General features: G+C 63.9%; 22 protein-coding genes. 8 read left to right on the forward strand and 14 right to left on the reverse strand.

The features are described 5' to 3' along the window. The first annotated feature begins 66 nt into the window (after positions 1–66). From WG899_RS14160 to WG899_RS14180, 5 genes are all read left to right on the forward strand, one after another. Positions 67–369 carry a hypothetical protein gene (locus WG899_RS14160; protein WP_339596301.1) on the forward strand — a complete coding sequence of 101 codons (303 nt, stop codon included), beginning with the start codon at positions 67–69 and terminating at the stop codon, positions 367–369. After that, positions 362–928: a hypothetical protein gene (locus WG899_RS14165; RefSeq protein WP_339596302.1), complete on the forward strand. Its 567-nt coding sequence runs from the start codon at positions 362–364 to the stop codon at positions 926–928. Before WG899_RS14160 ends, WG899_RS14165 begins: the two co-directional genes overlap by 8 nt. Then, the gene (locus WG899_RS14170; RefSeq protein WP_339596303.1) at positions 925–1410 is read left to right on the forward strand and encodes a GyrI-like domain-containing protein; all 486 of its coding nucleotides are present in this window, start codon (positions 925–927) and stop codon (positions 1408–1410) included. The genes WG899_RS14165 and WG899_RS14170 overlap by 4 nt, the downstream gene beginning before the upstream one ends. After that, positions 1407–2339 carry an RNA polymerase sigma factor SigJ gene (sigJ, locus tag WG899_RS14175; protein ID WP_339596304.1) on the forward strand — a complete coding sequence of 311 codons (933 nt, stop codon included), beginning with the start codon at positions 1407–1409 and terminating at the stop codon, positions 2337–2339. Before WG899_RS14170 ends, sigJ begins: the two co-directional genes overlap by 4 nt. A gap of 117 nt (positions 2340–2456) precedes the next feature. Then, positions 2457–3140 carry a substrate-binding periplasmic protein gene (locus WG899_RS14180; RefSeq protein ID WP_339596305.1) on the forward strand — a complete coding sequence of 228 codons (684 nt, stop codon included), beginning with the start codon at positions 2457–2459 and terminating at the stop codon, positions 3138–3140. A gap of 4 nt (positions 3141–3144) precedes the next feature. Here the strand turns inward: WG899_RS14180 and WG899_RS14185 are convergent, their stop codons facing one another. Together WG899_RS14185 and WG899_RS14190 are read right to left on the reverse strand one after the other, a co-directional pair. Continuing rightward, complete coding sequence (locus tag WG899_RS14185; protein WP_339596306.1) at positions 3145–3543, reverse strand: VOC family protein; 399 nt, start codon at positions 3541–3543, stop codon at positions 3145–3147. 33 nt (positions 3544–3576) lie between these two features. Then, on the reverse strand, positions 3577–4530 hold the full coding sequence (locus WG899_RS14190; RefSeq protein WP_339596307.1) for a LysR family transcriptional regulator: 954 nt from the start codon (positions 4528–4530) through the stop codon (positions 3577–3579). 130 nt (positions 4531–4660) lie between these two features. On the opposite strand from WG899_RS14190, the gene hppD reads away from it, so the two are divergent. Next, positions 4661–5704: a 4-hydroxyphenylpyruvate dioxygenase gene (gene hppD / locus WG899_RS14195; protein ID WP_339596308.1), complete on the forward strand. Its 1044-nt coding sequence runs from the start codon at positions 4661–4663 to the stop codon at positions 5702–5704. Positions 5705–5757: 53 nt separating this feature from the next. Then, positions 5758–6303, forward strand: coding sequence for a VOC family protein (locus WG899_RS14200; protein ID WP_339596309.1), 546 nt, complete (start codon positions 5758–5760; stop codon positions 6301–6303). A 47-nt stretch (positions 6304–6350) separates the two neighbouring features. On the opposite strand, the gene WG899_RS14205 is transcribed toward WG899_RS14200, so the two are convergent. The 5 genes from WG899_RS14205 to WG899_RS14225 all read right to left on the reverse strand — a co-directional run bounded on the left by WG899_RS14205 (position 6351) and on the right by WG899_RS14225 (position 15507). Then, the gene (locus WG899_RS14205; RefSeq protein ID WP_339596310.1) at positions 6351–7406 is read right to left on the reverse strand and encodes a 2-oxoacid:ferredoxin oxidoreductase subunit beta; all 1056 of its coding nucleotides are present in this window, start codon (positions 7404–7406) and stop codon (positions 6351–6353) included. 15 nt (positions 7407–7421) lie between these two features. Beyond that, a complete protein-coding gene (locus tag WG899_RS14210; RefSeq protein ID WP_339596311.1) occupies positions 7422–9275 on the reverse strand; it encodes a 2-oxoacid:acceptor oxidoreductase subunit alpha in 1854 nt (617 codons plus the stop codon). Then, a complete protein-coding gene (locus tag WG899_RS14215) occupies positions 9272–11131 on the reverse strand; it encodes an FAD-dependent oxidoreductase (RefSeq protein WP_339596312.1) in 1860 nt (619 codons plus the stop codon). Before WG899_RS14215 ends, WG899_RS14210 begins: the two co-directional genes overlap by 4 nt. 135 nt (positions 11132–11266) lie before the next feature. Then, positions 11267–13372 (reverse strand): diguanylate cyclase domain-containing protein, encoded by a 2106-nt coding sequence (locus WG899_RS14220; protein ID WP_339596313.1) that lies wholly within the window; start codon positions 13370–13372, stop codon positions 11267–11269. Further along, entirely contained in the window at positions 13369–15507 is a 2139-nt protein-coding gene (locus tag WG899_RS14225; RefSeq protein WP_339596314.1) for a GGDEF domain-containing protein, read from the reverse strand. Before WG899_RS14225 ends, WG899_RS14220 begins: the two co-directional genes overlap by 4 nt. 333 nt (positions 15508–15840) lie before the next feature. Here WG899_RS14225 and WG899_RS14230 point away from each other — a divergent pair, with 333 nt between their 5' ends. After that, positions 15841–16170: a DUF6172 family protein gene (locus WG899_RS14230; protein WP_339596315.1), complete on the forward strand. Its 330-nt coding sequence runs from the start codon at positions 15841–15843 to the stop codon at positions 16168–16170. A gap of 125 nt (positions 16171–16295) precedes the next feature. Here WG899_RS14230 and WG899_RS14235 read toward each other — a convergent pair whose 3' ends face one another. The 7 genes from WG899_RS14235 to WG899_RS14265 are packed head-to-tail and all read right to left on the reverse strand — an operon-like array spanning position 16296 to position 21770. Then, entirely contained in the window at positions 16296–17474 is a 1179-nt protein-coding gene (locus tag WG899_RS14235; RefSeq protein WP_339596453.1) for an acyl-CoA dehydrogenase, read from the reverse strand. Between the two features lie 59 nt (positions 17475–17533). Next, a complete protein-coding gene (locus tag WG899_RS14240; protein WP_339596316.1) occupies positions 17534–17947 on the reverse strand; it encodes a RidA family protein in 414 nt (137 codons plus the stop codon). Beyond that, positions 17944–18387, reverse strand: coding sequence for an acyl-CoA thioesterase (locus WG899_RS14245; protein ID WP_339596317.1), 444 nt, complete (start codon positions 18385–18387; stop codon positions 17944–17946). Before WG899_RS14245 ends, WG899_RS14240 begins: the two co-directional genes overlap by 4 nt. Before the next feature lie 2 nt (positions 18388–18389). After that, positions 18390–19100 carry an ABC transporter ATP-binding protein gene (locus WG899_RS14250; protein WP_444718852.1) on the reverse strand — a complete coding sequence of 237 codons (711 nt, stop codon included), beginning with the start codon at positions 19098–19100 and terminating at the stop codon, positions 18390–18392. Then, positions 19097–19867, reverse strand: coding sequence for an ABC transporter ATP-binding protein (locus tag WG899_RS14255; protein ID WP_339596318.1), 771 nt, complete (start codon positions 19865–19867; stop codon positions 19097–19099). Before WG899_RS14255 ends, WG899_RS14250 begins: the two co-directional genes overlap by 4 nt. Further along, on the reverse strand, positions 19860–20837 hold the full coding sequence (locus WG899_RS14260) for a branched-chain amino acid ABC transporter permease (protein ID WP_339596319.1): 978 nt from the start codon (positions 20835–20837) through the stop codon (positions 19860–19862). Before WG899_RS14260 ends, WG899_RS14255 begins: the two co-directional genes overlap by 8 nt. A gap of 12 nt (positions 20838–20849) precedes the next feature. Further along, positions 20850–21770 (reverse strand): branched-chain amino acid ABC transporter permease, encoded by a 921-nt coding sequence (locus tag WG899_RS14265; protein WP_339596320.1) that lies wholly within the window; start codon positions 21768–21770, stop codon positions 20850–20852. Between the last annotated feature and the right edge of the window lie 2 nt (positions 21771–21772).

The raw sequence follows: 21772 nt of genomic DNA on the forward strand, positions 1-21772 counted from the left end.
CCCCCCGGCACTTGGTACCAAGGCCTGCCCGGCGTCGCGCTGACCGGGCCGCTGAACCCGCATTTTGTGCGCGACATCGGCTGCGCCTACCTGATGGCCGGCCTCGGTCTGATCTGGCGCGCCTGGCGCCCCTCGCAAGGCGCTCCGGCGGCTTTGATTGGCGCTGGTTTTCTCTTGCTGCATGCCGGCGTGCATCTGTGGGAATTGGCCGTCGGCCTGTGTGGCTGGGGTCAGTTCTTGCGTGATTTGCCCGGCGTAGGCCTGGCCGCCGGTGCGGCGCTAGCCCTGGCCTGGCCACCGAAGTCAAACACTCACCAATCATTGGGCGGCCAAGGCAGCCCCGCTGCAGGAGGCTTCAATCATGCTTAAGGTCTTGTTCCAGCACTTGCCCAAGTCCCTGGCGCGGGCGCTGACCCATGCAAGTCTGGCGCGCTTCGAGCGGCGCTACGACTATGACTTGGGCTATGTGCGTGAGTTGTTTGAACTCAGCCCTCAAGCCTTCCTGCAGTTCAGCGAATTCTTCGGCCTCAGCGCCTTTGCGCAAGACCTGCCACCCGAGATGCTGTTCGCCGCCAAGTTCGCCGCCACCCGGCATGAGGACTGCGGGGCCTGCAGCCAGTTGATGCTGGATATGGCACAGGAGGCCGGCGTGCCGACACCGCTGCTGAACGCATTGATCGCAGAAGACGCCGCGGCGATGTCGCCGCCGATGCGACTGGCTTGGCGCTACGCTCAGGCTGCGCTCGCTCGCGACTCCATTGCGCTGGCTACACTGCGCGCCGAAGTCACGCAATTGCATGGCCCGCGCGCCATGGCCAGCCTGGCCTTGGCCGTGGTGGTGGCTCGCAGCTTTCCTGCCATGAAACATGCACTCGGCGTCGGCCACAGTTGCGCCCGCCTCAGCCTGAAACCGGAGCCTACACAATGAAACGCGAATCGATCGCCAGCTTCCAGGTCATGGGCCCAGCCTGCCGCACCTGCAATGCCGATGAGTTCGACCCGCAAGGTGGCCGCATCGGCCCTTTGTGGCAGCGCTTCGCCGCCAGCGGCTTGGCCACGGCCGCGAACCACAGCGTCTCCCAACCGTCAGAAGTCTTTGGCGTCTACTTCGACTATGCGGACCGCCATCTGGCCGAGTACTCGGTGCTGGCCGGCGTCAAGCTGCTGGAGGGCGCAGCGCCGGCACAGGCCGAAGAGTCGGCGCTCGAGCATCGACGGGTGTTGATTCCGGCCAGCGACTACCTGGTCTTTGATTGCCAGGGGCCCATGCCTGCGGCCTTGATCGACGGTTGGCGCAAGGTCTGGCAGTACTTCGAGCAGCCCGACGCAGAAGCACGCGCCTATGAGCACGACTTCGAGCGATATCTGGGGCCCGAATCGGTGCAGATCTGCATAGGCCTGCGCCGATGAATTCCGAGCCGGTCAGCCGGCAGGATGCCGAGCGCGAGCGCGAGCGAGCCGAGCAGTTTGAGCGCGAGCATGCGCGCAGCCTGCGCGCGCTGGCCTACCGCATGTTGGGTTCCCGCGCCGAGGCCGAAGACATGGTGCAAGAGGCCTGGCTGCGTTGGGCCGAGGTGGATGCGACACAGGTTCAGCACGCCGGCGCCTATCTATCCAGGCTGACCACCAACCTCTGCCTGGACAAGCTGCGCTCAGCGGCCCAGCAGCGCGAGCACTATGTCGGCACCTGGCTGCCCGAGCCCTTGGTCGACGAGGCGATGGACTGGTCGCCGAGCCCCGAAGTCGGAGCCGAGTTCGCGCAGGATGTGTCGGTCGCCTTCATGCTGGCGCTGGAGCGGCTCTCACCGCTGGAGCGTGCGGCGTTTTTGCTGCACGACGTCTTCGATCTGAATTTCGAAGAGGTGGGGGAGCGCCTGCAACGCAGTGCAGCAGCCTGCCGGCAATTGGCCAGTCGCGCCCGCAACCATGTGCGCGCCGACCACGCCCGCGTCGAGGTCAAACACGAGGAAGGCGAACGCCTGCGCCAATCCTTTGTCAGCGCCCTGCTCAGCGGCAATGTCGAGGGCCTGGCGCAATTGCTCAGCGAAGAAGCGCTGCTGCTCACCGACGGCGGCGGCCGCGCCACCGCGGTGCCTTACCCGCTGCACGGTGGCCTGCGGATTGCCCGTGCGCTGGTTGGATTCGCGCGCGGCTTTGACCCCTCGCTGATGAGTTTCAGACCAGCGCAGGTCAACGGCTTGCCCGGATATGTGATCGAACTGAACGATGGGAGCGTCTTGCAAACAGTGGCCCTCGATATCGGCCCCGATCTGAAGTGCAGCGCCATCTACATCGTGCGCAACCCGGACAAGCTGACGCATTTGCGCCGCAAGCGCTGAGCGCTAAGCCCTAGACCTGAACCATTCCGAAATCCTTCGCCTTCGGTGATACTCGAAGCGTCGCGTCCAACGTGCACAGGGAAGGCTCAGAAGATGAGACGCCGTGGCCTACTCATCGTGACCGGTTTACTTGGCTTTGGCGCCCGCCCGCGCGCCCAGGCCGTGATGCGCGTGTCCACCTTGCTGGACGAGGATCCCGCCGCAAACATTGCCGCCCAAGTGCTGCATGAGGCCTATAAACGGGCCGGCTTGCAGCTTGAAGTGATCCATATGCCCGGTGAGCGCTCCCTGCTCAGTGCCAACAACGGCCAGACCGATGGTGAGCTTTATCGCAAGGCCGGGCTGGAAACAGCCTACCCGAATCTCTTGATGGTGCCCGTGGCGCTGATGCGTTATGAAATCGTCGCCTTCAGCAAACGGTCCGACATCAACCTCCAGGGCTGGGACAGCCTGCGGCCCTATCGATTCGACTTCATCAAGGGCATCAAGATCATCGAGGACAACACCGTTGGCATGCGTTTCGAAACGGTGGCCAGCATGCGGCAGGCCTTCAGCAAGCTGATGCTAGACCGCTGCGACCTGGTGTTGATGAACCGGATTTCTGGGCTGGCCACCTTGCGGGCGCTGAAGCTTGAGGGCATTCACCCGCTGTCACCGCCATTGGCCAGCTTCCCCGTCTATCACTATCTGCACAAAAGCCACGCGGACCTGCTGCCCCGGCTGAGCAAAATCTTGCGCGAACTGGAGCAAGAAAAGTTCATGCAGCGCGTGCAGGATGAGGTGCAGAGCAAGGCTGAATGACGAGTCAGGCCGCCTCGGCTTGATGGCAGCACACACAGATCTTGTTACCGTCCGGGTCGCGGAAATAGGCGCCGTAATAGTCCGGGTGGTAGTGCGGGCGCAGGCCAGGCGCACCTTCGCAGCGGCCGCCCTGGGCGAGCGCCAGCGCGTGGGCCCGGTCTACGGTGGCGCGTGTGGCGGCCAGCAGCGCCACCATCTGGCCGTTGCCCGGTGCGCAAGCGTCTCCATCAAAGGGCTTGCCGATCAGGTAGAGCGGCCGCGCTTGATTCGGCGCCTGCCATCCAGCCCAAGCCCGATCGTCATCACGAAATCTCAGCACATGGCCAAGCTCGGCCATCAGGCCGGCATGAAAGGCGAAGGCCCGCTCAAAGTCGCTGATGCCCAGGTAAATATGAGAAATCAAGATAGAGGCTCCGGTTTCTATGGCTTGGGCAAATCATCGCCGAAGATCTGCACCGGCACCGGCACCGGCACCGGCATCGGCATCGGCATCGGCATCAGCGTCGGCCAGCAACTCAATCAAGCGCCGCCCCGCCCGGCCCGGTGGGCGGTCCAGGCGCTGCACCAACCAGGGCGTGAATCTGAAGCGAGAACCGCCCGCGAAGGGCAACTCGACCAATTGCCCCGCCGCCAGCGCTTCATCGACCAAATAGCGAGGCATCCAGCCAAAGCCCATGCCCATCAGCAAGGCCTGACGCTTGGCCACGAAACCGGACAGATAGAACACGCGCTCGCCGCCAAACAAATGGCGATCGGCGCCATGGCTGCTCATATTGCCACTGCGGTCGCTGCTGTCCTGCACGCTCAATTCCACATGCGCTTGCAGGTCGTCTAGGCTCAGCGGACCCGGCTGCGCGGCCAAGGGGTGCTCGGGGGCGACACACAGGACGCATTCGATCTCGGCCTGCGCCTGCGCCAGTAGCTGACTGGCGGGTTGGTAGGCCTTCACCAGCATCAAATCAGCCTGTTCCTTCTCAAAGCGGTACTGCACCCCGCCGAGAAATTCGATCTTCAACTGCACCCGGGTGGGCACGCCCTCATCGGCCAGACGCTTGAGCGCCCGCAAGGTATCGGCCAGAGGCAAGATGCCGTCCACCACCACCAGCAAGCGGGCCTCCCAGCCGGAGGCCAGTTGCTGGGCCAGGGCCTCCACCTGATGCGCCTGCCGCAAGAGCTTTCGCCCTTCGGCCAGCACTGCCTCACCGGCCGCGGTCAGGCGCACGCGGTAGGCGCTGCGATCGACCAGGGTCAGACCGAGCTGATCCTCCAGTTTTTTGACCTGGTAGCTGACGGCCGAGGTGACCTTGTGCAAGGACTCGGCCGCACGGGCAAAGCTGCCGTGGCTGACGACGGCGTCGAGCGCGGCGAGCGATTCAAGATCGAGCTTCATGATCTAAATTATTGATCAACAAAGCCAAAGAAATTCGCTTTTATTGAAAGCAAAGCCCTAGAAGAATCGCGGTCATTCGACACCCAGGTGTGACGACATTTCAAGCCCAAGCCATCACGGAGACCCTCTCATGACTCAGCAAAGCGCCACCAACCCCATCGGCCTGACCGGCATTGAATTCACCGAGTTCTGCGGCCCGACCCTGGAGCAACTGGACGCCCTGTTCTGGTCCTTTGGCTTTTCCAAGCTGCGTCGCCACCCGCAAAAAGCGATCAGCTACTACCGTCAGAACGACATTCACTTCCTGCTCAATGGCGAGCGCGAGGGCCACTCGGCCCAGTTCGCCCGCAAGCACGGCCCGTCGATCTGCGCGATGGGCTGGCGCGTCGAGAACGCCCAAGCCGCCCTGGCCGCAGCCGTGGCGCGCGGCGCCGTTGCCGTGGACGACGCAATGAAAGACCACCCCTACCCGGCCGTTTGGGGTATCGGCGAAAGCATCATTTACTTCATCGAGCCGACCGGCAGCCCAGCCTCCATCTACGAGCGCGACTTTGTGGCCTTGAACGCCCCGCTGATTCAGCCGGACAAGGGCTTCCTGACCGTCGATCACCTGACCAACAATGTGCCGCCCGGCGAGCAAGACAAATGGGCCGCCTTCTACAAGGGCATCTTCGGCTTCACCGAGGTGCGCTACTTCGACATCCAGGGCGCCAAGACCGGCCTGACCAGCTTCGCGCTGCGCTCGCCCGATGGTTCCTTCTGCATCCCGATCAACCAGCCCAAGGACGACAAGGACCAGATCGCCGAGTATCTGCGCGAGTACAAGGGCCCCGGCGTTCAGCATCTGGCCTTCCTGACCCACGACATCCTCGGCTCGCTGGACCAGTTGCAAGGCAGCGGCATCGAGACGCTGGAAATCGACGCCGATTACTACGCCGAGGTGTTTGACCGCGTCGCCGGCGTGCGCGAAGACAAGCAACGCATCCAGAACCACCAGGTGCTGGTGGACGGCGATGAGCAGGGCTATCTGCTGCAGATCTTCACCAAGAACATCATCGGCCCGATCTTTATTGAGATCATCCAGCGCAGCAACAACCTGGGCTTTGGCGAGGGCAACTTCGGTGCGCTGTTCCGCTCGCTGGAAAAAGACCAAGAACGCCGCGGCGTCATCTAAAGCAGTCAAGCCCCTTCGGTTCGAGTCGCCATCTATCTCACAGGAGAAACACCATGTTGACCCAAGGCATTCACCACGTCGCCTACCGTTGCCGCGACGTCAAGGAAACCATCCAGTTCTACAAAGACGCGCTGGACATGGATCTGCTGCTGGCCATCTCCGAGGACCATGTGCCCTCGACCAAGGAGCCCAATCCCTATATGCACATCTTCCTCGACGCCGGTCGGGGCAATGTCTTGGCCTTCTTCGAGTTGCCGGATTCGCCCCCACAGGGCCGCGACGAGAACACGCCTGCCTGGGTGCAGCATCTGGCCTTCCAGGTCGAGGATGTGGACACCCTGACGCGCACCAAGGCCAAGCTGGTGGCGATGGGTTTGGACGTGGTCGGCCCGACCAACCACGAGATCTTCCAATCCATCTATCTGCATGACCCGAATGGTCACCGCATCGAGCTGGCGGCCAACACGGTCAAGCCCGGGCAGTTGGAAAAGCTGCGCGAGCTGGCGCCGGCCATGATCGAGGAATGGAGCCAGACCCGCCGCACCGTCAAGCATGCGGCCTGGTTGCATGAGAAGGAGTTCGCCCAAGCGGGCGAATAAGGCGTCAGGGGCTCGCGCGACGGCTGGCGAGGTGACTGATGTGGAGGTTAACGCAGCCCTGCGTTGATCTTCGCCAGCACAGCCGATCCTGGGCACAACTCGGCCTCGGCCAGGCGATTGAGCGGCCGCGCCGGCGTTCCCAGCGCGGCGTGCATGTCCTCGGCATCCGGCTCGACATAGAGCAGCCCGGTCACCACCTCACCCTGCGCCTGCAAGGCCTGCACATAGGCCATCGCCGCGACCCGGTTGGCGGGGTCGTAATCGGTATGCAGCTTGCGCAGGCGCAAGACCGTGCCGTCGTGCTGCTCGACATCGACACAGTCTCCGGGCGCCACCGTGGTAGTAATTTCCTCGCGAGGGCTGATGAAATCGATCCGGCTGACCGCCTCGTTATGCTCGCGCACATGGTCATAGCTGCGCGTGCTGCCGGCATGGTTGTTGAAGGCCACACAGGGGCTGATCACGTCGATGAAGGCCGCTCCCTGATGGGCCATCGCGCCCTTGATCAGCGGCACCAATTGCTCCTTATCGCCGGAGAAGCCACGCGCCACATAGCTGGCACCGAGTTGAAGGGCCAGGCCAATCAGGTCCACCGGGGAGTCGGCATTGATCGCGCCCTTCTTGGACTTGGAGCCTCGGTCCGCGGTGGCCGAGAACTGCCCCTTGGTCAGGCCGTAAACACCATTGTTCTCGACGATGTAAACCATATTGACGCCGCGCCGCATCACATGGGCGAACTGCCCCAGGCCGATGGAGGCCGAGTCGCCATCGCCGGAAACGCCCAGATAGAGCAGTTCCCGGTTCGCCAGATTGGCACCGGTCAAGACCGAGGGCATGCGGCCATGGACGGTGTTAAAGCCATGCGAAGCACCGAGAAAATAGTCCGGCGTCTTGCTGCTGCAACCAATGCCGGACAGCTTGGCGACCCGGTGGGGCTCGATGTCTAACTCCCAGCAGGCCTGGATGATGGCGGCCGAGATCGAATCATGGCCACAGCCGGCGCACAGCGTCGAAACCCGGCCCTCATAGTCGCGGCGGGTGTAGCCGACCTTGTTGCGGGCCAGCGTCGGGTGATGCAAACGGGGTTTGGCGAGATAAGTCATGGCGGTCTCCCGGGGCTAGTCATTCTGTCCAACAGAACGTAGCGGCTTGACCGCCATGGCATGCACGGCCCTTGTGATGGCGCCGGTGATGAAACGCGCGGTGATCGGCGTGCCATCAAAGTGCAAGACCGGCAACAAGCGCGCCGGGTCGACCTCCAACTCGTTCACCAGCATCGATCGCATCTGCGCGTCGCGGTTTTGCTCCACCACAAAAACGGCATCATGCGCGGCGATGAAGGCCGCCACCGAGTCCGGAAACGGAAAGGCTCGCAAGCGCATCGCATCGAGGTCGATGTCCTCGCTCGCCAGCAGCTCCAGCGCCTCGCTCATGGCCGGGCTGGTTGAACCAAAGTACAGCACACCGAGCCGGGTCGGGCGCGCCGCGGGCTGCAAGACAGGCTGCGGCACAAGATCGGCCGCGGTGCGGAATTTATCCAGCAAGCGGCGCACGTTGTAGAGGTAGTCCGGCCCGGCCTCCGAGTAGCGCGCATAAGCGTCACGGGTCGTCCCACGGGTGAAGTAGGCGCCCTTGTTCGGATGGGTGCCCGGCAGGGTGCGCCAGGGAATGCCGTCACCGTCGACGTCCTTGTAGCGGCCAAAATCGTGGCCCGCCTCCAATTCCTCAGCCGTCATCACCTTGCCGCGGTCGAGGCGCCGGCCATCGTCCCACTCGAAGGGCGCGCACATGCGCTGGTTCATGCCGATGTCCAGATCGCTCATGACGAAAATGGGCGTCTGCAGGCGGTCGGCCAGATCCAGCGCCGCGGCGCCATGATCGAAGCACTCCTTCGGGTCCTCGGGGAAGAGCAGCACATGCTTGGTATCGCCATGCGAGGCATAGGCACAGGAGAGCAGATCGGCCTGTTGGGTGCGCGTCGGCATGCCGGTGGACGGCCCGCCGCGCTGCACATTGACGATGGTGACAGGAATCTCGGCAAAGTAGGCCAGACCGATGAATTCGGTCATCAACGACACGCCCGGACCCGAGGTGGCGGTGAAGGCGCGCGCGCCGTTCCAACCGGCGCCCAGCACCATGCCGATCGAGGCGATTTCGTCCTCGGCCTGCACGATGGCGTAGTGGTTCTCGCCGCTGGCCTTGTCGACGCGGTATTTGCCGCAGTATTTTTGGAAGGCCTCGGCCACCGAAGACGACGGCGTAATCGGGTACCAGGCCGCCACCGCGGCACCGCCGTAAACCAGGCCCAAGGCCACCGCGCTATTGCCATCGACGAAGATCTTTTCGCCCACTGCCTGCTGCGGATCGAGCGCCTCGACGCGCAGGCCAACCGAGCCGGCCAGATGCTGCTGCGCATAGTCCCGCCCCAGTTGCAGGGCCTGCACATTGGAGGCCAACAAGCGCTCCTTGCCGGCGTACTGTTCGCCGAACAAACGCTCGATCTGCGCGGCATCCAAGCCCAGCAGAACCGACAGTGCGCCGACATAGACAATGTTCTTGAACAACTGGCGCTGGCGCGGATCGCTGTAATGGGCATTGCAGATCGCCGTCAGCGGCATGCCGATCACATGCACATCGGGCCGGAACGCAGTGGCCGGCATGGGCTTGCTGCTGTCGTAGAACAGATAGCCGCCCGGCTCGATCTCGGCCACATCCTGTGCCCAGGTCTGCGGATTCATCGCCACCATCATGTCAATGCCGCCACGCCGCCCCAGGTGGCCGGCCGCGCTGACCCGCACCTCATACCAGGTCGGCAGGCCCTGGATATTGCTGGGGAAGATATTGCGCGGGCTGACCGGTACGCCCATGCGCAAAATCGCCTTGGCAAACAACTCGTTCGCTGAGGCGGAGCCGGAGCCGTTCACATTGGCGAACTTGATGACAAAGTCATTCAGGGCTTCGAGGCGCTTCATGCTTGGGCTCCGCTGGCCGAGGCTGTCGCTTGGCTCGCAATCACCGCATCACGACAGGCCGGGCCGGCCTTGCTGGTGTTGAGTAGAAATTTCTGCATATCCCAGGCCCCGGTCGGGCAGCGTTCGGCGCACAGGCCGCAGTGCAGACAAACATCTTCATCCTTGACCATCACCCGCCCGGTCTTCAACTCGGGCGAGACGAACAGAGCTTGCGCCTCGTTCAGGGCCGGCGCCTTCAGCCGCCCACGCAACTCTGCCTCCTCGCCGTTGGCGGTGAAGGTGATGCAGTCGGTCGGGCAGATGTCCACACAGGCATCGCATTCGATGCAGGCCGGCGGGCTGAAGACGGTCTGCACATCGCAGTTCAGGCAGCGCTCGGCTTCCTTGAAGGCGGTGGCGGCATCAAAGCCCAACTCCACCTCGACCTTGATGCTGGCCAGCGCCTTCTCGGCCGCCGCCCAGGGCACCTTGAAGCGTTCATCATTGGAAACGCCGTTGTCGTAGCTCCACTCGTGGATGCCCATCTTTTGCGAGACCAAATTGTGCTGCGGCGGTGGACGCAGGCTCAAGGCCTCGCCGTGCAGATAACGGTCTATCGAGACGGCCGCCTCGTGGCCATGCGCCACCGCGGTGATGATGTTCTTCGGGCCAAAGGCGGCGTCGCCGCCAAAAAACACCTCGGGGCGACTCGACTGAAAGCTGCTTACGTCCAATTTCGGCAGGCCCCAGCGATTGAAGTCGATGCCGCAATCGGCCTCGATCCAGGGGAAGGCGTTTTCTTGCCCCACGGCCAGCAGAACCTCGTCGCAATCGAGAAAGACATCGGGCGCGCCGGTTGGCACCAACTGGCGCCGACCCTGCTCGTCGAGCCGCGCTTCGACAAGTTCGAACATCATGCCGACCAGGCGGCCCTCGGTGTGCACAAAGGCCTTGGGCACATGGCAATTCAGGATTGGGATGCCCTCGTGCAGGGCATCTTCCTTCTCCCAGGGCGAGGCCTTCATTTCATCGAAGCCGCTGCGCACCACCACCTTCACATCACTGGCGCCCAAACGGCGAGCCGAACGACAACAGTCCATCGCCGTGTTGCCGCCGCCAAGCACCAGCACCCGCGGCGCCACCTTGTCGACGTGGCCGAAGGAGACCGACGCCAACCAGTCGATGCCGATATGGATTTGCGCCGCGGCCTCGCGACGGCCGGGGATGTTGAGGTCGCGGCCACGCGGCGCGCCGCAACCGACAAAGACGGCGTCATAGCCCTCGGCCAACAAGTCCCGCATCGAATCGACGCGTTGGCCGCCGCGGAACTCGACGCCCAGGTCAAGGATGTAGCCGGTCTCCTCATCGATGACCGCCTCCGGCAGGCGAAAGCGCGGGATCTGCGTGCGGATGAAGCCGCCCGCCTTGGCCTCGGCATCAAAGACCGTGACGGCATAACCCAGCGGCGCCAGATCGCGCGCCACCGTCAGTGCGGCCGGCCCAGCACCGATGCAGGCGACACGCTTGCCATTGCTCGGCATGCGCTGCGGCATGCGGGCTTGCACATCGCCCTTCAGGTCGGCGGCCACTCGCTTGAGCCGGCAGATCGCCACCGGCTCGGGACGGCTCTTTTCGCCCGTGCCATTGTTTTCTTCGACCCGGCCGCGCCGACAAGCCGGCTCACAAGGGCGGTCACAGGTGCGCCCCAGCACCCCAGGGAAGACATTGGAGGCCCAGTTGACCATATAGGCATCGGCGTAGCGGCCGGCCGCGATCATGCGGATGTACTCGGGCACCGGGGTATGGGCAGGGCAAGCCCATTGACAGTCCACCACCTTGTGGAAGTAGCTCGGATCGGCTGACTCGGTCGCTCGCAAGGCAATCTCCTTTGTCGCCCCTCGGCCGAGCATCATGGGCTGACGCCGCCTGGGTCGGAATGGATGTGCTGCCGAAAATACTACGCCCTCAACTGGTGCAGCGGCACTAGCGCTGACCCTTGGACCCGATTTTTATCAAAGCGCTGCCGGGCCTATCACTTCGACCAAGCGGACACGCTCGGATGAACAAGCCGCGTCGAAGTCGGCCTCGATCTGCATCAGCGCACCGGCATCGCCCGCGGCCACGGTGGCAATGCCCATGGCCCGGTTGCGGCCGCGCGACTTGGCGGTGTAGAGCGCCATATCGGCCCAGTTGACCGCCTGCTCCCAGTGCAGGTCCAGCATCGCCGGCGGCAAGGGGAAATGCGCAAAGCCCACCGACACCGTGACCCGCAAGGGTCCGGTTTCGATCTGTATGGGCAAATAGGCCACCTCATCCAGGATGCGCTGCGCCAATTGCTTCAAATGCTCCGGAGTCACGTCGGGCGCAAACACCAAAAACTCTTCGCCGCCCCAACGCACCACCAGATCAACACTGCGCACCGCATGGCTGATGCGCCGCGCCACCTCGCAAATCACCTGGTCGCCGGCGCCATGCCCGTACTCGTCGTTGACATGCTTGAAGTGGTCGATGTCCACCATCAACAAGGCGCCGCTGAATTCCGCCTGCGGTTGCGAGGCCATCACCGCCAACAAGTGACGTCGGTTGGCCAAATCGGTCAGCGGGTCACGCTCGCTTTGCGCGCGCAAGAGCAGCTCATTCGCCTTCAGGCGCTTTTGCGCGGCCCGCACCCGTTGCACCATCACCGCCACCAAGAGCAAGCTCAGACCCAGTAAAAAGGCCAGCGCGATGCCGAATTGCTGGGCCAACTTGCGGTTCAGCAATTGGCTGTCCACCAGACTGCGCTCACGCTGCAACAGCTCCAGGTCACGCTGCTTGCGGTCGCTGTCGTACTTGATCTTCAACAGTTGCAGCGCGCTCTCACGGTTCTGCGCCACCAGCTCCGCGCTGAGCTTGCGCTCCTCATGGAAAAGCGCGATCGCCTCCTTGGACTGCCCGGCCTTGGCCCAGGCTTCACCCAGCTCCTGCAGTTCCTGGGCGCGCAAGCCTTGGTCGGGTTGCTCGCCTCGCAGCGTCGCCCCGCGGGCCAACTCGCGCCTAGCCTCGTCAAACTGCCCCAGCTGTATCAAGGCCAGGGCAATGTTCAGGCGGGTGCTGCGCTCAACACGAACGTCCTTGAAGCGGAGCAATTCGCCCAAGGCTTGTCGCCCCAGGCTAAGTGCCTTGGCGGGTTGTTGCAACTGCAAAAAAGCATCGGCCTGGTTGGCCAGCAATTGCGCCGAAAGGCGCCCCGCCCCGAGTTCGGACGCCAAGCGCAGGCCCTCTTCCAGCGCCTTCAGCTGGGCACGGCTGTCGCCCCGTGAGGCGGCCAGATTGGCCTCAAAGTTCTTCAGCTGGGCCAAGGTCAGCGTGTCGCCCTGCGCCTTTTTCTGCGCCAGCGCCATTTGCTCAATCGCCCGCTCGGGCTGCTGCTGGCGTGTTTCCAGCAGGGCCAATTGGGCCAGGCTCAAGGCACACAACAAGGGGTCGGCGCCGCCCTCGGCCAGATCAAGGCTGCGTTGAGCAGTGGCCAGCGCGAGCGGAATGCGGCCTTCTTTCAACTGACTGCGGCCCAGCACACGCAGCGCCGACCACGCAAGCCTGAAGTCACAGAAGTTGCTTGGGTCTTGAACCACACCTCGGCCGCTGGCTGGCGCGCAAGCCGGTTCCAGCGCAAGCCAGGCCTGTTGCGCAAGCTCGGCGGCCTCACCCGTCTGGCCCGCGCGCTCTTTGATCTCGGCCTGCAGCAGCAACACGCCTTCGCTCGAACCCATGCCGTCCTGCGCCAGTTTGCTCGCGCTGGCCTGAGCCGCATCCAGATCACCCGCCAAGACCTGCAAGCGTCCCTCGGCCAAGCGCAATTGCGGCTGATGGCCCTGGTGCACCGGCATGCGCTGCAACTGCTGCAAGGCCTGCAGGGCCTTGTCGGGCTTGTCAAAACCGAGACGCAATAAGCGACTCAATTCCGCATCCAATTCGAGATCAAAACCTGACTCGACCGGGTTCGCCGATGCGCTTACCTCCGCGATCGGGCTCAACAGGCCCACGAGCAATGCCAGTCCGGTGGCATAGGGCATTAGGCCACGCAGCCCGCCCAGCCGAAAGAAGCACCTCGTGCCAGCCACATTGCCTCTGCTCATGCGCCCCCCTCCTCGCTCCGCGACGGCCCATGCAGGGCCAGCAGCTTCACCGCGCCCTCATGCCAGGCCGCTTCCATGCGCGCCGCCACAAGGGCCAAGGCCGCGTCGTCCTCGGCCACCATGGCCTCGATACCGTAGGCCCGGTTTCTGCCATGCGCCTTGGCCATGTACATGACCGTATCCACCAAATCGATGGCTCGCTCCCAACTCACCGCCAGAGCATTCGGTGCCACCGGGAAGCTGGCAAAGCCGATCGAGGCCGTGACAAAGATCTGTTGCTGCGCGTAGCTGACCGGCTCGCGGCCGATCTGGTCCAACAGGCGCTGGGCCAAGGTATTGGCCGTGGCCACTTGGCGGCCATCCACCACGATCAGAAACTCTTCGCCGCCCCACCGGACGACCAGGTCTTCCTCGCGCAAAACGGCGCGCAAACGACGTGCCACCTCGACTAACACCGCATCTCCGGCCGCATGCCCCTGCACATCATTGACGCGCTTGAAATGGTCAATGTCGATCAAGAACACCGTGCCACTGAGCTTTCCTTGATCGGCCAGACGCTTGATGGCACTCTGAAAATGGCGGCGATTGGCCAAACCGGTCAAGGGGTCGCGCTCCCCTTGGACGCGCAACTCGGCATTGCTGCGGGCCAAGGCCCGGTTGCTCGCACGGATGCGCTGGTAGGCCAGCACCAAAAACACGCTGAGCAAGACCACACAAGCACCCAGCGCCAACCACAGGCGCAATTGTAGGTCGCGCGCGCGCAGTTGCTCGGCCTTCAGTTTGTTGCCGCGATCCAGCAGGATGATCTCCTTGGCCTGGCGCTCGTCATCAAAGCCGGCCTGCAACTCCAGCACCGCCTTGCGGCTGTCCTCTCGCAATTGTTGGTCGCTGAGCAGCCGGTAGCGGTGATAGGCATCGATGGCCCCGGCCAGTTCACCGGCCCGCTCCAGATAGCCGCCTAGCTCGCGCCAATCTTCGGCCACCGCGGCGCGCTGGCCTTGCGCCTCGTCCATCGCAATGGCCTTCAAGGCCTCGCGCCTGCCCTCCTCGACCTGCTTCAGCGCAATTTTTGCCAAACCGATATTGAGCCGAGCCAAGCCCTCACTGAGCAGGTCACCGGATTGCAAGGCCAGCGCCAAGCTTTCTTGGGACCAGCGCATCGCCTGCGGGTACTTGCCCTGGCGCATCAAATAATCGGCGCTATTGCCCAGGGCCAAGGCCAAGACATTGGGTGAACCGGTCTGGCGAGCGAAGTCCAGGGTCTGGCGACCGGCGCTCTCGGCCTTTTCGGCCTCGCCCAGTTCGGCAAACACAATGGCGCGGGCGTTGTGCACCCGGTACATCAAGAAGGGCTCCGGGTCCAACAAGGCCTGCTCCAAGCCCTCTTGGCCCGCCTGCAGGGCGCGCTCAGGCTGCTGCGCGCGCAGATAGACATAGGCCAAGGTCGCCAGACTACCGGCGCGGCGCCAACTGCTTTGGCTTTGTTGCGCCAGCCGGAGGTTTTCCAGCCCAGCCTTGATGGCGGCCTCGACATTGCCGGAGTCCGCCAGCATGCCCGCCATCAGCGAAAAACAGCGCGAGCGCAGTGGCAGGCTGGCCTGCCCTTCGGCGGTCTGCCAGACCAAGTCCAGCGATTTCAAGGCCAGTACGTTCTTGCCTTCGCGCTGCAGCCTTTGCGCGCGCAGCAGCGCCATCGCCAAACGCACCGCCGGCTGTTGCGGCCCGTTTTCATACGCCTGCAGTTCGCCATTCAAGGCCTCAAGCCGTTCGGTGGCACGCAGCTCGGCAAAGACATTGCCGCGCAAGGACTTCACCTCGATCCACTCGCTGCTGCCAGGCTTGAGATCCCTCAATAAAGCCAGCAAGGCAGCATCGTTCTCACGCGGCCGGATCGGGCCGAGGCGCTCAATGGCCGCCAAGCGAGCCCCCAAGGCCTCGTCCAGAGGCGACACCGTGACCGTGGAAGCTTGATTGGCAGGAGAGGCTCTTGTCTGCCGGGCAGGCTCATTTGAATCCGCCACCGGCTCCGGACGGCAGGCGCTCAGCAGCAGGGCCAGCGGCAGCAACAGGACGGAGGCCAGGCCAAAACCCCGGCCCGGAATTCGGCCCAAGACCCAGAGTATGGGCCAAGGCATGACAGGGAATACAGGCGGTCTGCTCACGTCTCCATCAACCTGGGGCTGCATCGCCGGTGCCCCCAAAACAGCTGCAGAGCAAAAGCCGTGGCCGGCTGTCACAAGAGCTTGCGAGGACCCGAACGATTGAAATCATTACAACGCAGTATCGCCGCATATGCGCACCCGTCTAGGCATGCTTGCACGGTCTCATCGGCGCCAAATTAAGCAACGGCGCAATGGTCCGATAATTGGCGGCACTTGCCGGGCGAAACATTGCCCGCCTTCCACTTCTCCCACCCGTGGCTGCCGCTTGCCTTTGGCACCGGCCGCCCACTGCCACCTAGGCCCGACATGAAAAAAACATTCCAACTGCAGGTCGAAGGCAAACACCCCGACCGCCTCCTGGAGGCGATCAAGCACGAGATTCGCAAATACATCAAACGCGAACAGAACAAGACCCGCCCAGTGGGCGTGGACTTCTGGGACTTTGACTGCCGCTTTGGCAGCAGCCCCGCCACCGCCGAGGTGATTGAATTCGGCGCCATCACAGCGCGCATCAACGCCTATGCAGCCGAGAAGGCCGAGTCCTTTTACCTGGAGTTGTTGGCCAAGCCCGGCGTACGTAAACCACGCCCGGCCGGCAGCGATGTAGCTGAAGCCGACCGGATGAGCGACGCCTGAGTTCGCGGCGGAAGCGTTGAGTGGCTTGGGGCCGGAGCTTGTCTTCGACGAGGTCCAGCCCGCAAGAAACCCGCTGAATCAATTGGGGCCGGAGCTTGTCTTCGACAAGGTCCAGCCCGCAAGGGCTAAAAAGCAGCGATGCCCGTCATCGCGCGGCCCAGGATCAGCGCATGGATGTCGTGCGTGCCCTCATAGGTGTTGACCACCTCGAGATTGACCAGATGGCGGGCGATGCCGAACTCGTCCGAGATGCCGTTGCCACCCAACATATCGCGCGCGGTGCGGGCGATCTCCAGTGACTTGCCGCAGCTATTGCGCTTCATGATCGAGGTGATCTCGACCGCCGCCGTGCCCTCGTCCTTCATGCGACCCAGACGCAAGCATCCCTGCAGGCCCAGCGTGATCTCGGTCTGCATATCGGCCAGCTTCTTTTGCACCAGCTGATTGGCCGCCAGCGGTTTGCCGAACTGCTTGCGGTCCAGCGTGTACTGGCGTGCGGTGTGCCAGCAGTCTTCGGCAGCGCCCAGCGCTCCCCAGGCAATGCCGTAACGGGCGCTGTTCAGGCAGGTGAACGGCCCCTTCAGGCCGCGCACCTCGGGGAAGGCGTTTTCTTCCGGGCAGAAGACCTCGTCCATGACAATCTCGCCGGTGATCGAGGCGCGCAGACCGACCTTGCCGTGGATGGCCGGTGCCGAGAGTCCCTTCCAGCCCTTCTCCAGCACAAAGCCGCGGATCTGTCCGCCATCGTCCTTGGCCCAGACCACAAACACATCGGCCACCGGTGAGTTGGTGATCCACATCTTGGCGCCGCTGAGGCTGTAGCCGCCATCGACCTTTTTGGCCCGCGTGATCATGCTGCCGGGGTCGGAACCGTGGTTCGGTTCGGTCAGGCCGAAGCAGCCGATCCACTCGCCGGTCGCCAGCTTGGGCAGGTACTTTTGCTTGGTGGCCTCATTACCAAACTCATTGATCGGCACCATCACAAGCGAACTCTGCACGCTCATCATCGACCGATAGCCGGAGTCGACCCGTTCCACCTCGCGCGCGATCAGGCCGTAGGCCACATAGCTGAGTCCGGGGCCACCGTACTCGGGCGCGATGGTGGGGCCAAGCAGGCCGATGGCACCCATCTCGCGAAAGATCTCGAGGTCGGTGCGCTCATGCCGAAAGGCCTCCAGCACGCGCGGGGCCAGGCGCTCCTGGCAATAGGCCTGGGCGGCGTCGCGGATCATCCGCTCCTCGTCGCTGAGTTGTTCGTTCAGCAGCAGCGGGTCGTGCCAATGAAAAGTGGCTTTGCTCATGATCTTGTGGGTCTCTCAAAAATAGGAATCGGGTTGGGCCTTGGCCCTGGTACGCAGCGTGATCAGGTGGGCACGACGGCGGTGACTTCGATCTCGACCTTGGCCCGGTCTTCCATCAAACCAGCCACCACCACCGCCGCCATGGCGACGCCGTATTCGGCGCCCATCACCTCGCGGTAGACCTGGCCGACCTCACGGCCGCGGGCCTGGTATTCGCGCTTGTCGAGCAAATACCAGGTCATCCGTGTCATATGGGCCGGGCTGGCGCCGGCTTCGGCCAGGATGGCCCGGATGTTCAGCAGCGTCTGGCGCACCTGATCGATAAAGTCATCGCTCTCGAACTGGCACTGGCCGTTCCAGCCAATCTGGCCGGCCACAAAGACGGTCCGTCCACTGGCGGCCACCCCATTGGCATAGCCACGCGGCATGGCCCAGTCGGCCGGTTGAAGAACTTGCTTAGGGCTGGGGGTCGTCATACAGCTACTCCTTGGGCGCGCTCCAGGGCGGCGCGCAGATCTTGCGGAAAAGGTTCGGATTTGTGGGTGTCGAGGCTGGTGCAGACCAAGACCTGCTCAAAGGCCACCCGACCATCATCGAGCTGCGGGCTGTGCGCGGGTCCGTCGAAATGGACGTTTAGCGTCAGTGAGGTGCGGCCCAGTTTGCGGATTGCCACACGCTGGGTCAGTCGCTCGCCCATGCGGCTGACGCGCTTGAACTCGCTGGCCAGATGCACGGTCGGCATGCCGACGCGACGCGGCCCGAGCAGCTGCGCGTAGTCCACGCCCAGGCCCTCGGTAAACCAGTCCTCAACAAGGGCGTTCAGCATCTCGAAATAGCGTGGGTAGAAGACGATGCCGGCCGGGTCGCAATGACCGAAGCGCACCAATTGCTGTCGCTGATAGACCCAGGTGTGCATGCTCAAACTCCCAGGTAGCGCTGCCAGAGCGCATGGTCGGCGTCCAACTCGGCCGAGGAGCCGCGCCAGACCACATGGCCGCGCTCGAGGATGCTGTGGTGGTCGGCCAGGCGGATCAGCCGGCGCACGTATTTATCCACCACCAATATGGTCTGCCCGGCCTCGCGCAGCAGGCCCAGGCAACGCCAAATCTCCTCGCGGATCAAGGGCGCCAGGCCCTCGCTGGCCTCGTCCAAAATCATCAGCCGCGGGTTGGTGACCAAGGCCCTGCCAATGGCCAGCATCTGCTGCTCACCGCCGGACAGCTGATTGCCCATATTGGCGCTGCGCTCGCGCAGGCGCGGGAACAAGTCAAACACCCGTTCGACATCCCAAGGTGTCTGCGCCCCACTGCGGTTCGCCGCGAAGGCGCTCAGGTGCTCGCGCACCGACAGATTCGGGAACACCTGCCGGCCCTCGGGCACGATGGCCAGGCCCAGCCGTGCGATGCGGTCGGCCGACCAGCCGCTGATGTTCTCGCCGCAAAAGCGAATGCTGCCGCTGCTCGGCTTCATCCAACCGCAGAGGCAGCGCAAGGTCGTGCTTTTGCCCATGCCATTGCGGCCCAGCAGGGTGACCACCTCGCCGGCCTCGATCGTCAAGTCCAAGCCAAACAAGACCTGGCTGCCGCCGTAGCCGGCTTGCAAATCACGGATTTCAAGCAAGGCCGTCACAGCGCCGCCTCCATTTCATCGCCCAAATAGGCGCGCTTGACCTCGGGGTGCTCGCGGATCTGCTGCGGCGTGCCGCTGGCGATGATGCGGCCGAAGACCAGCGTCGAGATCCGATCGGCAAGACGAAACACCGCCTCCATATCGTGCTCCACCAAGAGCAAGGTCAGGCCTTGCCCCTCGCCCTTCAAACGCTGCAACAAGGCGACCATTTTTTCTGATTCGTCCGGCCCCATGCCGGCCATCGGCTCGTCCAGCAGCAGCAGGCTGGGCCGGGCCGCCAGGGCCAGGCCCACCTCGAGCGCGCGTTGCTCGCCATGGGCCAAGTCACCGGCAATACGCTGCAACTGTGCCGTCAGGCCGATCTGCTCGGCCAAGGCCTGGGCCTCTTCATAAAGCCGTGCATCGGCGCTGGCGCGCCGCCACAGACTCGGCTGACCGGGGCGACGCGCCAGGCAGGCCAGGGCCAGGTTGTCCAGCACGCTGAAGCGCTTGAAGATGCTGGTGATCTGGTAGGAGCGCACCAGGCCGGCCTGCACCCTCGCGGCCATGCCGACCCGGCTGACATCGCGCCCCTGGAACAGAATCCGGCCGGCGTCGGGCGACAAGGCGCCCGAGATCTGGTGGATCAGCGTTGTCTTGCCGGCGCCATTGGGGCCAATCAGCGCATGGATCTCCCCCGGATGCACCTCGAAGGAGGCCTCGTCGGTGGCGGCCAGGGCACCAAAGCGCTTGACCAGGCGATCAACCTTCAGCAGCGACTCAGCCATGACGTGCCCGTCCTCGCGCAAACATGCCCGCCAAACCCTGCGGCGCCAGCAAGACCACCGCCAGCAGGAGCAGGCCCAGGGCCATCTGCCAATGCAGGGTGTAGCCCGACAACAATTCTTCCAGCAAGAGCAAGACCGCCGCGCCGAGGGCGCCGCCCCAGAGCGTGCCGGCGCCGCCAAGAATGACCATGATCATCAGCTGACCCGATTGCGACCAATGCAAGGTGTGCGGCGTCACCAGCCCGCTCAGGTTCGCCAGCAAGGCACCCGCCAAGCCGGCCAGCGCACCGGCCAGCACAAAGGCCTGCCACTGCACCGCAAAGACGCGACAGCCCAGCGCGTGCATACGAGCCTCGTTCTCCTTGATGCCCTGCAGCAGCTGGCCAAAGGGGGAATTGATCAGCCGTGTCAGCCCCGCCATCAGCAGGCCCGCCAGAGCCAGCAGCAGCCAATAGAACTGAGCGTCGTTGTGCAGGCTGAGCCAAGGCGCGACGACATTGCGCCCGCTCAAGGGCAGCCCGTCGTCGCCGCCATAGGCCTTCAGCGAGACGAGCAGGTAATAGAACATTTGCGCAAAGGCCAGCGTGATCATGATGAAGTAAACACCCCGGGTGCGCAGGCTGACCCAACCGATCAGGCCGGCAGCCAGCGCGCTGACCAGCATCGCCGCCGGCCAGGCGATCCAAGCCGACTGAACGCCGGCGTCCATCAAGATGCCGACCGTGTAGGCGCCCAGGCCGACAAAGGCCGCGTGGCCAAAGCTGACCATGCCGCCAAAGCCCAGGATCAGATTCAGGCTGGAGGCGGCGATGGCGAAGATCAGCACGCGGCTGGCCACGCCGACATAGAACTCCATGCCAAAAGCGGCCAACAGCGGCGGCAGGCCCGCCAAGACCAGCAGCAGCGGCCATGCCCAGGGCCTGAGGCCGCGGTGCTGCAAGAGACTGCTTGGCTTGTTTGCGACTTGCATCGGTTCTCCCCCTCACCCGCGCGCCGGGAACAGTCCCTGCGGCTTCCAGAACAAGACGCCGGCCATCAGCACATAAATCAGGATGGCGGCCAGCGCCGGGCCCAGATTGGCGGCCGCCTCGGCCGAGGCCAAATGTCGAAGTAAAGCCGGCAGCAAGGTGCGGCTGCAGGTGTCGACCACACCGACCAACAGCGCACCGACCAGGGCGCCGCGAATCGAACCGATGCCGCCGATCACAATCACCACAAAGGCCAGGATCAAGATGCTCTCGCCCATGCCGACCTGCACCGCCAGCAAGGGACCGAGCAAGGAGCCGGCCAAGGCGCACAGCGCCGCGCCAAAGCCAAACACCGCCGTGAACAGCCAGCGAATATTGACACCCATGGCCGTGGCCATCGCCCGGTTCGAGGCTCCCGCCCGCACCCACATGCCGATGCGCGTGCGCGTCACCAGCACATAAAGCAAAGCCGCCACGCCCAAACCCACCGCGATGATCAAGAGCCTATAGGCCGGATACATCAGGCCCGGCAACAACTGCACCGGCCCCGACAGGGCGGCCGGCGTGTTCAGCATCACCGGCTGCGCGCCCCAGATCATGCGCACACCCTCATTGCAAATCAGGATCAGCGCGAAAGTGGCCAAGACCTGCGACAGGTGATCGCGCTGATAAAGCCGGCGCAACAAGGTCATCTCAAGCAGCATGCCGAAAACGGCGGTGCCGCACAGCGAGGCCAGCACCGCCAGGACGAAGGAGCCGCTCGCCTGGAAGACGGCGGCGGCCAAGTAGGCCCCCACCATATAGAGCGAGCCATGGGCCAGATTGATCATGTCCATGATGCCGAACACCAGCGTCAGGCCGGCCGCCAGCAAGAACAGCATCAGTCCGAATTGCAGGCCGTTGAGGGCCTGCTCGGTGACAAGAATCCAGTCCATGC

The sequence above is a fragment of the Paucibacter hankyongi genome (genome assembly GCF_037482915.1).
GTDB classification, from domain to species: Bacteria; Pseudomonadota; Gammaproteobacteria; order Burkholderiales; family Burkholderiaceae_C; genus Paucibacter_A; species Paucibacter_A hankyongi.

Coding starts and splice junctions, on each gene's coding strand:
- WG899_RS14225 (WP_339596314.1), bottom strand. CDS start 15,507: ATGCCTTGGCCCATACTCTGGGTCTTGGGCCGAATTCCGGGCCGGGGT.
- WG899_RS14245 (WP_339596317.1), bottom strand. CDS start 18,387: ATGCACACCTGGGTCTATCAGCGACAGCAATTGGTGCGCTTCGGTCAT.
- WG899_RS14265 (WP_339596320.1), bottom strand. CDS start 21,770: ATGGACTGGATTCTTGTCACCGAGCAGGCCCTCAACGGCCTGCAATTC.
- WG899_RS14255 (WP_339596318.1), bottom strand. CDS start 19,867: ATGGCTGAGTCGCTGCTGAAGGTTGATCGCCTGGTCAAGCGCTTTGGT.
- WG899_RS14165 (WP_339596302.1), top strand. CDS start 362: ATGCTTAAGGTCTTGTTCCAGCACTTGCCCAAGTCCCTGGCGCGGGCG.
- WG899_RS14200 (WP_339596309.1), top strand. CDS start 5,758: ATGTTGACCCAAGGCATTCACCACGTCGCCTACCGTTGCCGCGACGTC.
- WG899_RS14220 (WP_339596313.1), bottom strand. CDS start 13,372: ATGAGCAGAGGCAATGTGGCTGGCACGAGGTGCTTCTTTCGGCTGGGC.
- WG899_RS14210 (WP_339596311.1), bottom strand. CDS start 9,275: ATGAAGCGCCTCGAAGCCCTGAATGACTTTGTCATCAAGTTCGCCAAT.
- WG899_RS14190 (WP_339596307.1), bottom strand. CDS start 4,530: ATGAAGCTCGATCTTGAATCGCTCGCCGCGCTCGACGCCGTCGTCAGC.
- sigJ (WP_339596304.1), top strand. CDS start 1,407: ATGAATTCCGAGCCGGTCAGCCGGCAGGATGCCGAGCGCGAGCGCGAG.
- WG899_RS14230 (WP_339596315.1), top strand. CDS start 15,841: ATGAAAAAAACATTCCAACTGCAGGTCGAAGGCAAACACCCCGACCGC.
- WG899_RS14240 (WP_339596316.1), bottom strand. CDS start 17,947: ATGACGACCCCCAGCCCTAAGCAAGTTCTTCAACCGGCCGACTGGGCC.
- WG899_RS14260 (WP_339596319.1), bottom strand. CDS start 20,837: ATGCAAGTCGCAAACAAGCCAAGCAGTCTCTTGCAGCACCGCGGCCTC.
- WG899_RS14170 (WP_339596303.1), top strand. CDS start 925: ATGAAACGCGAATCGATCGCCAGCTTCCAGGTCATGGGCCCAGCCTGC.
- hppD (WP_339596308.1), top strand. CDS start 4,661: ATGACTCAGCAAAGCGCCACCAACCCCATCGGCCTGACCGGCATTGAA.
- WG899_RS14205 (WP_339596310.1), bottom strand. CDS start 7,406: ATGACTTATCTCGCCAAACCCCGTTTGCATCACCCGACGCTGGCCCGC.